This window comes from Pseudomonas silesiensis, assembly GCF_001661075.1.
In the GTDB taxonomy this organism is placed as follows: Bacteria; Pseudomonadota; Gammaproteobacteria; order Pseudomonadales; family Pseudomonadaceae; genus Aquipseudomonas; species Aquipseudomonas silesiensis.
In genome coordinates, this window is sequence record NZ_CP014870.1 from 6,273,819 (window position 1) to 6,286,312 (window position 12,494).

12 protein-coding genes are annotated in these 12,494 nt (G+C 59.1%); 8 read left to right on the forward strand and 4 right to left on the reverse strand.

The window, feature by feature from the left end; translation table 11 throughout:
- Positions 1–198: 198 nt before the first annotated feature.
- The 6 genes from PMA3_RS27850 (at position 199) to PMA3_RS27875 (ending at position 6,532) form a co-directional block, all read left to right on the forward strand.
- Complete coding sequence (locus tag PMA3_RS27850; RefSeq protein ID WP_064680148.1) at positions 199–717, forward strand: RNA polymerase sigma factor; 519 nt, start codon at positions 199–201, stop codon at positions 715–717.
- On the forward strand, positions 714–1,685 hold the full coding sequence (locus PMA3_RS27855) for a FecR domain-containing protein (protein WP_064680149.1): 972 nt from the start codon (positions 714–716) through the stop codon (positions 1,683–1,685). Before PMA3_RS27850 ends, PMA3_RS27855 begins: the two co-directional genes overlap by 4 nt.
- Positions 1,686–1,920: 235 nt before the next feature.
- Positions 1,921–4,350 carry a TonB-dependent siderophore receptor gene (locus PMA3_RS27860; RefSeq protein WP_064680150.1) on the forward strand — a complete coding sequence of 810 codons (2,430 nt, stop codon included), beginning with the start codon at positions 1,921–1,923 and terminating at the stop codon, positions 4,348–4,350.
- A gap of 72 nt (positions 4,351–4,422) precedes the next feature.
- Positions 4,423–5,553: a PepSY-associated TM helix domain-containing protein gene (locus tag PMA3_RS27865; RefSeq protein ID WP_064680820.1), complete on the forward strand. Its 1,131-nt coding sequence runs from the start codon at positions 4,423–4,425 to the stop codon at positions 5,551–5,553.
- Positions 5,550–5,729 carry a hypothetical protein gene (locus tag PMA3_RS27870; protein WP_064680151.1) on the forward strand — a complete coding sequence of 60 codons (180 nt, stop codon included), beginning with the start codon at positions 5,550–5,552 and terminating at the stop codon, positions 5,727–5,729. The genes PMA3_RS27865 and PMA3_RS27870 overlap by 4 nt, the downstream gene beginning before the upstream one ends.
- 173 nt (positions 5,730–5,902) lie before the next feature.
- Complete coding sequence (locus PMA3_RS27875) at positions 5,903–6,532, forward strand: glutathione S-transferase (RefSeq protein WP_064680152.1); 630 nt, start codon at positions 5,903–5,905, stop codon at positions 6,530–6,532.
- 181 nt (positions 6,533–6,713) lie between these two features.
- Here PMA3_RS27875 and PMA3_RS27880 read toward each other — a convergent pair whose 3' ends face one another.
- On the reverse strand, positions 6,714–7,064 hold the full coding sequence (locus PMA3_RS27880) for a DUF6124 family protein (RefSeq protein WP_064680153.1): 351 nt from the start codon (positions 7,062–7,064) through the stop codon (positions 6,714–6,716).
- 719 nt (positions 7,065–7,783) lie between these two features.
- Here PMA3_RS27880 and PMA3_RS31285 point away from each other — a divergent pair.
- Positions 7,784–8,869, forward strand: coding sequence for an RHS repeat-associated core domain-containing protein (locus PMA3_RS31285; protein ID WP_082930437.1), 1,086 nt, complete (start codon positions 7,784–7,786; stop codon positions 8,867–8,869).
- A gap of 77 nt (positions 8,870–8,946) precedes the next feature.
- Here PMA3_RS31285 and rloA2 read toward each other — a convergent pair whose 3' ends face one another.
- Both rloA2 and PMA3_RS31290 read right to left on the reverse strand, forming a co-directional pair.
- On the reverse strand, positions 8,947–9,453 hold the full coding sequence (rloA2, locus tag PMA3_RS27890) for a retropepsin-like aspartic peptidase RloA2 (protein ID WP_064680154.1): 507 nt from the start codon (positions 9,451–9,453) through the stop codon (positions 8,947–8,949).
- Positions 9,454–9,583: 130 nt separating this feature from the next.
- Positions 9,584–10,803 (reverse strand): IS3 family transposase gene (locus PMA3_RS31290; RefSeq protein ID WP_405047541.1). Its coding sequence is split into 2 segments (ribosomal slippage): positions 9,584–10,458 and positions 10,458–10,803, totalling 1,221 coding nucleotides; the frame shifts between segments, so codons are not numbered across the junction.
- 209 nt (positions 10,804–11,012) lie between these two features.
- Between PMA3_RS31290 and PMA3_RS27905 the strand changes: the two genes are divergently transcribed.
- Complete coding sequence (locus PMA3_RS27905; protein WP_064680155.1) at positions 11,013–11,900, forward strand: acyltransferase; 888 nt, start codon at positions 11,013–11,015, stop codon at positions 11,898–11,900.
- A 1-nt stretch (position 11,901) separates the two neighbouring features.
- Here PMA3_RS27905 and PMA3_RS27910 read toward each other — a convergent pair whose 3' ends face one another.
- Complete coding sequence (locus PMA3_RS27910) at positions 11,902–12,462, reverse strand: DUF2780 domain-containing protein (protein ID WP_064680156.1); 561 nt, start codon at positions 12,460–12,462, stop codon at positions 11,902–11,904.
- Positions 12,463–12,494 lie beyond the last annotated feature (32 nt).

Consider the following 12,494-nt stretch of genomic DNA (forward strand, 5'->3'; position numbering starts at 1 on the left):
TTTGGGTCGCCCACGAAATCGGCGAACAACTCAACATCCCCGTAGGAGCCAGGCTCGCCGGCGAAGAACGATAACGCGATCCCACTGAACACATACCATCCAAACCACCCGACCAGTGGCCAATTGCTTACCTCCCCCGCCTCTGCCACAATCGCGAACAATTCTCGTTAGTTAACACTTCCCAATCGGTGATACGGCGTGCCGTCAGTCCAAAGCCCCCAGAGTGAGCTTGTTGGTGCGTTGTATCGCGACCATCGCAGCTGGCTTTTGGCCTGGCTGCGGCGCAACGTGGCCTGCCCACAACGGGCCGAAGACCTGAGTCAGGACACCTTCGTCCGCCTGTTGGGCCGCGATGAACTCAGGGAGCCTCGCGAGCCGCGGGCGTTTCTGGTGGCCATCGCCAAGGGCCTGCTGTTCGACTATTTCCGCCGCGCCGCGCTGGAACAGGCCTACCTGACGGAATTGATGCTGATCCCCGAAGCCGAACAACCTTCAGTGGAAGAGCAGCAGCTGATCCTCGAAGACCTGAAAAACATCGACCGCCTGCTCGGCCAACTCTCGAGCAAGGCCCGGGCAGCGTTTCTCTATAACCGCCTCGACGGCCTCGGCCACGCGCAAATCGCCGAGCGTTTGGGCGTTTCGGTGCCGCGAGTGCGCCAATACCTGGCCCAGGGCATTCGGCAGTGCTATATCGCGCTGTATGGTGAGCCGGTATGAGCCCGGTCAGTTCCAAGCCGGTGTCGGCGCCAGTACTGGATGCCGCCATCGCCTGGCAGCTGACCCTGGATGCCGGCAACCCGGTCGATCGCGAAGAATTCGCCAAATGGCACGCCGCCCACGAAGAACATGCCCGGGCCTGGCGCCAACTGGGCCTGCTCGATGCGCGTTTCAGCGCCGCCAGCGGTCCGGCCCGCGCAGCATTGTTGCAATCGCGCGAAAGCATTCGCCGGCAGGTGCGCAAACTGGGCAGCGGCGTGGCGAGCATCGTTGCGGTGATCGGCCTGGCGCTGTTCGTCGGCGATCGTTATCTGCCGCTCGACTATTGGCTGGCCGACCAGCGCACCGCCACCGGCGAGCAACGCACCCTGCGCCTGAGCGACGGTACGCTGGTCAACCTCAACACCCACAGCGCCATGGACGTTCGCTTCGATGAAAAGCAGCGACTGATCATTTTGCAGGAAGGGGAAATCCTCGTCGAAACCGGGCATGGCGATACCCGGCCGTTCATCGTCGAGACCCGCGAAGGCAGCATGCGCGCACTGGGTACCCGGTTCCTGGTCAAGCGCGAAGACGAAGGCACGCGCCTGAGCGTGCTGCAATCGGCGGTGGCCGCGCATCCGCAATCGAGCCCTGAAGAACAGATACTGCGCGAAGGCCAGCAGGTGCTGATGCGCAACAACGGCTTCGATCCGATCATCGCACTTAATCTCGGCGCCGATGCATGGACCCGCGGCATGCTGGTGGTGGATAACGCGCGACTGGTGGACTTGATCAAGGAACTTGGCCGTTATCGCCGCGGGCACCTGGGTGTCGCGCCGGAGATTGCTGACCTGCGAATCACCGGCAGTTTCCCGCTGCACGACACCGACCTGGCCCTGAGCGCCCTGCTGCCGACATTGCCGGTGCAGATCGAACAGCACACGCCGTGGTGGGTGACGGTGGTGAAGGCCCAAGCCAAGCCCTGATATCTCAGCGCCTTACCCGACCTCATCGCGGGCAAGCCCGCTCCCACAGGGTTTTGTGTTAAGCGGTAATTCTATTAACGACACAAAACCCTGTGGGAGCGAGGCTTGCCCGCGAAGAGGCCATCAGCGTCACTGCAAATAATGAATCAAAATTATTTTCATCCACCCCTATCACTTTTGCATTCTCGTCCGGCACCTAGGCAATTGAGAAACATTCCCCTTCAGGAGCCGCTGTATGTCCCGCTCGCTAGACACCTTGTTGCGCCCCGGTTTGCTGGCCGTCGCCATTGCCCTCTGCACCCCGCTGGCCTGCGGTCAACTGATCGCCGCCGAACAGGCGTCCAGCGTTCGCGCCTACAACCTGCCGGCCGCGCCCCTGGCCAGCACGCTTAATCAGATCGCCAGCCAGGCGGGCCTGGCGCTGTCGCTGAATCCATCCCTGGCGGCAGGCAAAACCTCGGCCCCGGTCCAAGGCCAGTTCGATGCCGCCGGCGCGCTGCGCGAAGCCCTGCGCGGCACCGGCCTGCAACTGGAACAGAGCAGCGCTGGCACCTACAGCCTGGTGGCCGTGCCCGAGGGTGTGATGGCGCTGCCGGAAACCGCCGTCATCGGCGTGGAAAACACTGAAAGCGCCTGGGGTCCGGTGGAAGGCTACCTGGCCACCCGCACCGCCGCCGGCACCAAGACCGACACCGCGCTGGTCGAAGCCCCGCGCTCGATTTCGGTCGCCACCCGGCAGCAGATGGACGACCGTAAAGTGCAAAATATCGATGACGCCGTGCGCTACATGCCCGGTATCACCGCCAGCAGCTACGGCAGCGACACCCGCGCCGACTGGCTGCGGGTGCGCGGTTTCGAACCGACGCAATTCCTTGACGGCCTGCCGCTGCCCAAAGGCGTGTACGCCAACCCGAAACAGGAAACCTGGAACCTGGACCGCCTCGCCCTGCTGCGCGGCCCGGCTTCATCGGTGTACGGCCAGACCCCGCCAGGCGGCTTGCTGGACATGGTCAGCCGCCGCCCCAGCGCCGAGTCGAGCAGTGAAATCCAGGTGCAATACGGCAGCGACAACCATCGCCAGATCAACTTCGCCAGTACCGGCAAGATCGACGAGGAAGGTCGGTTCCTCTACGGCCTGAGCGGTGTGATCCGCGACAGCGGCACCCAGATCGACCACGTCGCCAACAAGCGCTACAACATTGCGCCGAGCCTGACCTGGAACATCGACGACGACACCCGACTCACCCTGCTCACGCAGTTCACCCGTGACGATACCGGGATCACCAGCCAGTTCCTGCCGGTGCAGGGCACGAAAATCCGTTCGCCACTGGGCAAGATTTCCCATCACAAAAACCTGGGCGACCCGGACTGGGAATATTACGACCGCACCTATTACGCACTGGGCTACGCCTTTGAACATCGCCTGAACGATGTCTGGCAGTTCAAGCAGAACCTGCGCTACACCAAGTCGGACCTGTCGTTCCAGGTCCTCACTCCCGGTGCCTATCCGTTCACCCAGGTCGACGCCGAAGGCAACGTCGACCGTTCGAGCACCAGTACCGACGAAGACATCAGCCAGTTCGCCGTGGATAACAACTTCCAGGGCGACTTCGACACTGGCGACATTCGTCACACCTTGTTGATCGGCCTTGATCACCAACGCAGCAACACCAACTACACCTCGATCTTCGGTGACGGCCTGACTACCAACGTCAACAACCCGATCTACGGCCAGCCCATCGTTCGTCCTGCACGTTCAACGGCGTTCTACGACTACGATCAAAAAACCTACCAGACCGGCCTGTACGTTCAGGACCAGATGGCTCTGGACCAATGGCGCCTGACCCTGGGCGGTCGCGAGGATTGGGTCCACACCGGTACCAAATTCTTCAACAAAGACGATGCCACCAACACCGAGCGGGACAAGAAATTCAGCGGCAATGCGGCAATCAGCTACGTGTTCGACATCGGCATCGTGCCCTACCTGTCCTACGCCGAATCGTTCCAACCAACCAGCAACGCCACCGCCTCGCCAACCGATTCGATCAAGCCGACCGAAGGCAAGCAATGGGAACTGGGTATCAAGTACCAACCGCCTGGCAGCAACACGCTATTGACCGCTGCGGTGTACGACCTGACCCAGAAAAACGTCTCCGTCACCACAATCAACTCGGACAACGTTTCGATCACCAGCCAGACCGGTGAAGTGAAAGTCAAAGGCCTGGAACTGGAAGCCGTGTCCGACGTGACCGAAAACCTCAAGGTTATCGCCGCGTACACCCTGGCTAAATCCGAAGTACAAGATGGCACTTTCAAGGGCAATCGCCTGCAACTGATGCCGAATCAACAAGCGTCGCTGTGGACCGATTACACCTGGCACAACGGCGTGCTGGACGGCTTCGGCGTCGGCGGCGGTGTTCGCTACACCGGCAACACCTACGGGGACCAGGCCAACACCGAGCTGGGCAAGGCTGACGCCTACACGGTGTTCGACGCCGCTGTTCACTACGACCTCGGCCGCCTGAACAACAGCCTCAAAGGCGCGTCCCTGGCCCTGAACGCGACCAACCTCTTCGACAAGGACTACATCTCCACCTGCGACAGTTTTTATTGCTACTACGGCGATCAACGCAGTGTCGTCGCCAGTGCGACCTACAAGTGGTAATTGCTTGATCTGACACGTTCAATACCCAGGCCGTCCTACGAGGACGGCTTGGGTATTTTCGAAGGCCATGAAATGAAAAGTAAAACAATTCGCCGCTGGTCCTTCGTCCATACCTGGACCAGCCTGATCTGCACCCTGTTCCTGCTGATGCTGGCACTGACCGGTCTGCCGCTGATCTTCCATCACGAGATCGACCACCTGTTGGGCGATGCTGCCGAGTTGAAGGCAATGCCGGCGGACACCCCGCAGCTGAATCTGCAGCAGTTGGTGCAGGCGGCAGAAAAACATCGTCCCGGCGAAGTCATGCAGTACTTCGGCTTCGAGGAAGATGAACCCAACGCCGCGATCGCGATCATGGCGGCCACTGCCGGCACCGAGCCGAACTCGTCGCACACCTTCATGCTCGACGCCCGCACCGGCGAAGCGCTGGAAATGCCATCGGCCAACGGCGGCTTCATGATGGTCATGCTGCGCCTGCACGTGGACATGTTCGCCGGCCTGCCGGGCAAGCTGTTGCTGGCGTTCATGGGGCTGCTGTTCGTGGTCGCGATCGTCTCCGGAGCCGTGCTGTATCTGCCGTTCATGCGACGCTTGAAATTCGCCACCGTACGCCAGGACAAATCCACCCGCCTGCGCTGGCTCGACCTGCACAACCTGATCGGCGTGGTGACGTTGACCTGGGCGTTGGTGGTTGGCGTGACCGGTGTCATCAGCGCCTGCGCCGACCTGCTGATCGCCGCCTGGCGCAACGACAGCCTCAGCGCAATGATCGCGCCCTACCGCGACGCGCCAGCGCTGACGCAACTGGCGCCCGCCACCCGTCTGCTCGACATCGCCAAAGACGTCGCGCCCGGCATGCAACCGGACTTCATCGCCTTCCCGGGAACGCGCTTTTCCAGCGAACACCATTACGCCGTGTTCATGAAAGGCAGCACGCACCTGACTTCGCATCTGCTGACGCCGGTGCTGATCGACGCCAGCACCCTGCAAGTCACCGCCGTGGCCGAACGGCCGTGGTACATGGACGCCATGGGCATGTCGCAGCCGCTGCACTTCGGTGACTACGGCGGCATGCCGATGAAAATCCTCTGGGCGACCCTGGATATACTGACCATCATCGTGCTCGGCAGTGGCGTCTATCTGTGGATAGTGCGGCGCAAGGTTGCAAAACCTGTCCTTGAAAACGCGCAGGCTCAAGCATGAAGCCGCGGCAGTCGAACTTCTGGAAGGTCTTCGCCACGCCCACGGTGATAGCGCTGCTCAGTGCCGCGGGATTATTCGCCGCGCTGCTGGGAGACGGCCTGTGGGACGCCTTGAGCTGGCTGGGCCTGGGCGCCCCCGCAATCCTCGCCCTTCGCGGCTTGCTGCAACGCCCCTGACGTTTTGGATGGTCATCACATCCCCCCTGTAGGAGCCGGCTTGCCGGCGAAGGGGCCCTCAAGCCTGGCACAAGATTCGAAGACGCCTTCGCCGGCAAGCCGGCGCCTACAGAGTTCGGTTCGCGAAAATTACGCGCTATGCTGCCGACACCGCCATCGACCGAGACGCCGCCATGTCCGCCCCCAGCATGACCCTCTACCACAACCCCCTTTCCCCCTTCGTTCGCAAAGTCATGGTGCTGCTCCACGAAACCGGTCAACAAAACCGCGTGGCGCTGCAAAACTGCGTGCTGACGCCCGTCGCCCCGGACCTTGCACTGCTCGATGACAACCCCTTGGGCAAAATCCCCGCCCTGCGCCTGGCCAACGGCAACGTCATCCATGACAGCCGGGTCATCCTCGATTACCTCGATCACCAGCACGTCGGCAACCCCCTGATCCCCCGCGACGGCTCGGCCCGCTGGCGCCGTATGACCCTGGCCTCCATCGCCGACGGCATCATGGACGCTGCCGTACTGACCCGCTATGAAGTGGCCCTGCGCGCGCCGGAAAAACACTGGGACGAATGGCTGGACGGCCAACGCGACAAGATCCGCCGCGCCTTGGCGTTGCTGGAAAAAGACGCGATTGCGGAGCTGACCAGCCATTTCGATGTGGCCGCGATCAGCGTGGCCTGTGCGTTGGGGTATCTGGATTTGCGCCACCCGGATGTGGACTGGCGTGAAGCGAATCCCAAGCTGGCGGGCTGGTATTTCGAAGTGAGCCAGCGGGCTTCGATGCTGGCGACAATGCCCAAGGTTTGAAGCCCACAAGGGCGAATATATTGATGAGCGTAAACAGCGGGACAGATTTGGAGGACCAATCAAATCTGTCCCGCTTTTTTATGGCGGTCCTTTCCTGTAATTGTTTTTGTGCACGCCTCAACTCCCCTGTGGGAGCGAGCCTGCTCGCGATAGCAATATCACTATCGACCGCCTTCTTGAATCACTCCCGAGTCTGCTTCATCCCCAGACAATCGATCGACCGATCAACCATGGCCTTGGCGATCTCCAGCAAATGCCAGACAGAAAACACCATGGCCCTGTCCGCGCCCTTAAGGTGGTCGCCGCATTGATAGGCAGTGACCGAGGCACAGCGCAGCAGGTCGGCGAGATATAGTTGGGCGTCTTCGAAGCTCACGTCGTCGCTGACGTTGTAGAACCGCAGTTCATCGGGTGCCGAAGGCTGTTCTCCGGTGAGGTAGAAATCGATCGCACGATAAAGGGCGGAACGGTCTCTGGGCAGTTCGTCGTTTTCGGTTGAATTGGAAGGTGGATCGGGAACTGATCGTTTCATCTGTGTTGCTCCTATTGCTACGTGGGAGCCGACACTTCTCGCCTACTAAACGATGGGTGGCAGCTGTGCGCAGGTTAGTAGGCCGGTCAATAGGAAACCCGGTGCACCCGAAGATGCCCCACACACAGCCGCCATATTCAATACCCGGCAGCATTGCCGGGCATGAGCATGAAAACGCTATGCACCTATTGGTCCGGGCTACTAAACCCGATCACTGATGAGCAGTGACGGACGAAGACTAGGCACGGAAATCTGTCGGCGCAAGCGTGCGGAACAATCTAGGAAACGTCCTGCAAAAGGAAGGGATTGGCCCTGTAGGAAGCCCGTTTTTCCTGTAGGAAAACTTACTTTTTGACGAGAGAAACTCCCTGTACGGACCAGAGACGGGACAGATTCATTTGCACCCAAAAAAGCTGTCCCTTTCTGCGAACTCAACTGACGCGAGGAGATCCACAGCTGGCGGCGCCGTATTTGAAGTGCGCCAGCGATGTTTGACGCTAGCGGCGATGCCCTGAGCCCAGATCTTCGCAGGCTGTACCTACCTCATCGCGAGCAGACTCGCTCCCACATTTATTCTTTGAAGTACGCACTCCTTCTGTTCACTTGAGATGCAGAGTACAGAAAGGGCCAAACCCTAACAGTTCTGATAGGTAGGCAACGACTGAAAAACGAATGATGCTGAAGGCTCCGATTTCTCGACCGTGCACGGAGCCCGGATAATGCCTACCTCTACTCGCGACACCCTCTTGGGTCGCTACTACTACGACCCGCTCGATCGCCTGGTAGATTGTGCGCCATTCGATCAGGAACCTACCCAGCGCTATTACTGCAAGACACGCTTGGCCACTGAAATACAAGGCTCGGTGAAACGCACCATCGTGCAGCACGACGACCAGCTGTTGGCGCTGCAGCAGCATGAGGGCGACAAGACGGCCGCCTGGCTCCTGGCGACTGATCATCAACGCTCGGTATTGAATGCACTCGACGCGAACCAGCCTCACCCCCTTGTCTACACATCTTACGGCCATCGGCCGATGGAAAATGGTTTACTCAGCTTGCTCGGGTTTAATGGTGAACGGCCGGATCCTGTGACCGGGCATTATCATTTGGGAATTGGGTATCGGCAGTTCAACCCGGTGTTAATGCGGTTTAATAGTCCGGACAGTTGGAGTCCGTTTGGAAAGGGCGGGTTGAATGCTTATGCGTATTGTGCCGGAGACCCTGTTAATTGGAATGATCCAACGGGTCATTTTTTAGTACGTGCGCGATTCTTTGACGAAATATTTGGCAACGTATATAAATTAATGAAGGGCTCCAGCAACGAACAATTTAGTAAAATTGTGTTAGCAAAAGAAGCGGACTTTGGCGGATTGAAAGGTTTGAAAATACTTGCCGAAAATCAGAATTCGCATCCCGACGCAATCATTGCTCGCAACCTATCTGAATATAAAAAATTTAAATACTTTAACAACCCCCTTCCTATAGATGAAACAACAGGCATCGCCTACCTTCAGAAAGCTAACCGACACCTGCTAGATACATTAGACAATGTCAATACATATCAAGGACTACTGAAATCAAAAAGACACCTAAAACATCTTAATGACACTGAAATACGAAACTTACAGCAAGACCTGTTCACTCATAAAAATGAGTTAGCGAGAGTAGTTAAACACGTTTCATCCTTTCGCATTGAAGGCGTCAGCCGTTTAGCCGGAGACTTCAACAGAACAGACTTCGTTAAAACCGCGGCCAAAATCCGAGACTCACGATTGAGTTTGCCCGCCAGCACAACCTTACGGTGATGAGGGCAACATGGAGCTGTGCCCAACCTTCTCACCGCATGGCATGACCATAGACAGTACAATGGACTCAATGCCCCTCAACAATCCGGCTTATCCGCCGTAAACCGCCGAGCCGGATTCACCGCCGCCCCAAACTCACGCAACGCCTTTGCCCCAATCAGCAACGGATAATTAAAGCTGCTGCGGTCGGTCAGGTTGACCTCGACCGTGCGCTTGACATTGCCCAGGCACAGCTCCAGATCAACCACTGGCCGCTTGGTGGGTGCGACGTCTTCATCATCATCGTCGCCTTCTTCCGAGCGGGTCTTGATCTTGCTGATCCGCGCGACTTTGTGTTCGTAGACCTTGTTGCTCGCATCTTTGGTGCCGAGGCGGAAACGTACCCATTCGTCGCCGTCACGGGTGAAGGTTTCGATGTCCTTGGCCGACAGCGAGGCGGTCAGGGCGCCGGTGTCCATTTTGGCCTTGAGCACTTCGCCGCCGATTTCCGGCAAGGCGATGTATTCGTAGCGGCCGTACAGGGTCGGCTCGGCGGCCAGGATGGGCAGGGCCACCAGGGAGAGCAGTGCAAGGAGGGATTTCACGTAATGGGCTTCCTTGAAGAGTGGGCAGCGGGATTTTAGACCGTTATCGATTAGATCGTTCCACGCTCTGCGTGGGAACGATCGGTAAGCAGCTGGACTTGCCCCTACCAAACCGGACACCAATTCCCCGTTAAATTGATGCTGCCGCTAAGCGCCTGAACTCCCTCGGAGAGCGATAGTTCAAGGCGCTGTGTGGATGCTGCTCGTTGTAGTGTTCGAAGGCAATTGCCAAATTACGCAGTGCGGTTTCCCGATCCGGTTTGGGCATGTGTGCCACATAGTCACGCTTGATCGTCTTCACGAAGCTCTCAGCCATGCCGTTGCTCTGCGGGCTGCGCACCGGTGTGGTCACCGGCTGCAAACCGATCTGCCGAGCAAACAGGCGTGTCTGTTCGGCGGTGTACGCCGAGCCGTTGTCGCTCAGCCATTGCACCGGCGTAGTGGGCAGTTGATCACCAAAACGCTTCTCCACGCTTTCCAGCATCAAGTCGCGGATATCATCGCCGCTGTACCCGGTCGGGCTCGCGACCCAGCCGATGGCTTCGCGGTCGCAGCAGTCCAGGGCGAAGGTCACGCTCAGTTTGGCACCGTCCTCACAACGGAACTCAAAGCCATCCGAGCACCAACGTGTATCACTGGTCTTCACGGCAATACGGCCTTCGTGCCGACGCGGCACACCGGGCTGTTTGATCCGCCGCTCAAGCAGCAAGTTGTGATCACGCATGACCCGGTAAACCCGCTTCACGTTGATCGCCGGCAGCGACCGCTTTTCACGTGCACGACGCAGCAGTCCCCAGACGCGACGGTATCCATAGCTGGGCAGTTCGCTGACCTCTTGCTGGATTTCAGCGACCAGCTCTACATCGTTCACAGGCCTGCTTCGCCGCACTTTGGGCGATACCGATTGCTTGATTCGAACCGTTAATTGCGAGCGCGCCACACCGAGACATTCGCTGACCAGCTTCACTGGTCGTCCCCCGGCAACAAGGGTGAGTGCGCAATCCATTTTCGCGACCGGGCGATCTCCACGGCCTCTTTGAGGATTTCGGCTTCCATCGTTTTCTTGCCCAGCATCCGTTGCAGTTCACGGATCTGCTTAAGCGCATCGCTCAGCTCGGAGGCAGGCACCACGGCTTCGCCAGCACTGACCGCCGACAGGCTGCCGTCCTGATACAACTTGCGCCACAGGAACAGTTGGTTGGCATTGATGCCGTTGCGCCGAGCGACGACCGACACACTTTGTCCTGGCTCAAGGCTCTCGCGAACCATGGCCAGTTTTTGCTCCGGGCTCCAGCGGCGCCGCCGCTCCTGGCCCAAAAGCTCCCCACTCTTATCGTTGCTGTTAGTCATAAACATAACCGTTTGCCTATCCCTTATCGTAAGGGGGAAACGGTGTCCTGTCTTTCACGGGGCTCGTTCAGCAGCCTTCCACACGGCGCGTGGGAACGATCAGTGGAGGGAGGTTAGCGGTTCAAAGGTGAAACATTTGTCACCGTCGATTTGGCCTCTCGAACGAAGCTGCCTATCATGGCGCGCCCAAACGTTTTCAAGAGTGCCCCATGCGCCGCCTGCTCACCGGCTGTTTCGTTACCCTGTTGCTGTTGCTCAATACCCTGGCCCTGTTCGGACCGCTGATGGTGTTCGCCTTGCTCAAGCTGGTCCTGCCCGGGCGTTTTCGCGATTACGCCTCCTGGGCGGTGATGTGGATCGCCGAGACCTGGGCCGAGATCGACAAGCTGATCTTCCAGCTGTGCATCCCCACCCGATGGGACATTCGCGGCGGCGATGACCTGCGCCGCGACACCTCGTACCTGGTGATCGGCAACCATCAATCCTGGGTCGATATCCCCGCGCTGATCCAGACCCTGAATCGACGAACGCCGTTCTTCAAATTCTTCCTCAAGAAAGAATTGATCTGGGTGCCCTTCCTCGGTCTGGCCTGGTGGGCGCTGGATTACCCGTTCATGAAGCGCTACACCAAGGCGTTCCTGGCGAAGAACCCGGAGCTGGCCGGCAAGGACCTGGAGATCACCAAGGCTGCCTGCGAGCTGTTCAAGCGCCAGCCGGTGACGGTGGTCAATTACCTGGAAGGCACCCGTTTTACTGCAGCGAAAAGCCGTCTGCAACAATCACCCTTCACTCACCTGCTCAAACCCAAGGCGGGTGGCGTGGCCTTTGTGCTGGCGGCGATGGGCGAACAGCTTGACGCCGTTCTCGATGTGACGGTGGTGTATCCGCAGCAGCAGATTCCGGGGTTTTGGGACTTGATCAGCGGTAACGTGCCGCGGGTGATCATCGATATCAAGACCCGCGAACTCGACCCTGCGCTGTGGCAGGGCGACTACGAAAACGATCCGGTGTTTCGCCAAACCGTCCAGAACTGGGTCAACCAGCTCTGGATCGAAAAGGACCGGCGCATCGACGCCTTGCGCGCCGAGCGCCCCTGAATCAGCTACCGATGCCGGTGCCGGCGCCCCAGATCCCGCCCAGACTTTGCAGCAACGAACCGCCAACGCCCTGTTGACCGAAGTATTGCAGGATTAGCGGGGCAAACTGGGCGATCATGCCAGTGTCCATGCCCAAGGCGCTGAAGGCGTTGTTCAGGTCATTGGTGCTCTTGACGGCGCCCAGTGCGTTGTCCAGGCCGGCCATCTTGCCGGAGGAGCCGAGCAAACCGGCGAGCGCGCCCAGTTCACCACCACCCGACAGCTTGTCGATACCCGGCACGCTTTTGGCCAGTTCCGAATAGTCGGTCGAACTCAATTGATTCTTCGCCAGCCCCAGCATCGCACTGGTGCCGCCAACGGCCTGTTGTGGCGTCACGTTCAACTGGCTGAGCGCACTCAGCAGGCCAGCCGTCTCGGAAGTGGGCGCGGCCGTGGCGGCGGTGTTATCGCCTTTCATGCCGGAAATGGCATTGGCCGCATCGCTGAAGCTGAACTGAGCAAAGACCGGGCTGGCCGCCAGGGTCATGAGCGATGCCAGTGCAAAACCGCGTGAAATCTTCATTCAGACATCCTCTTGTGCCATGAAAACCGCCT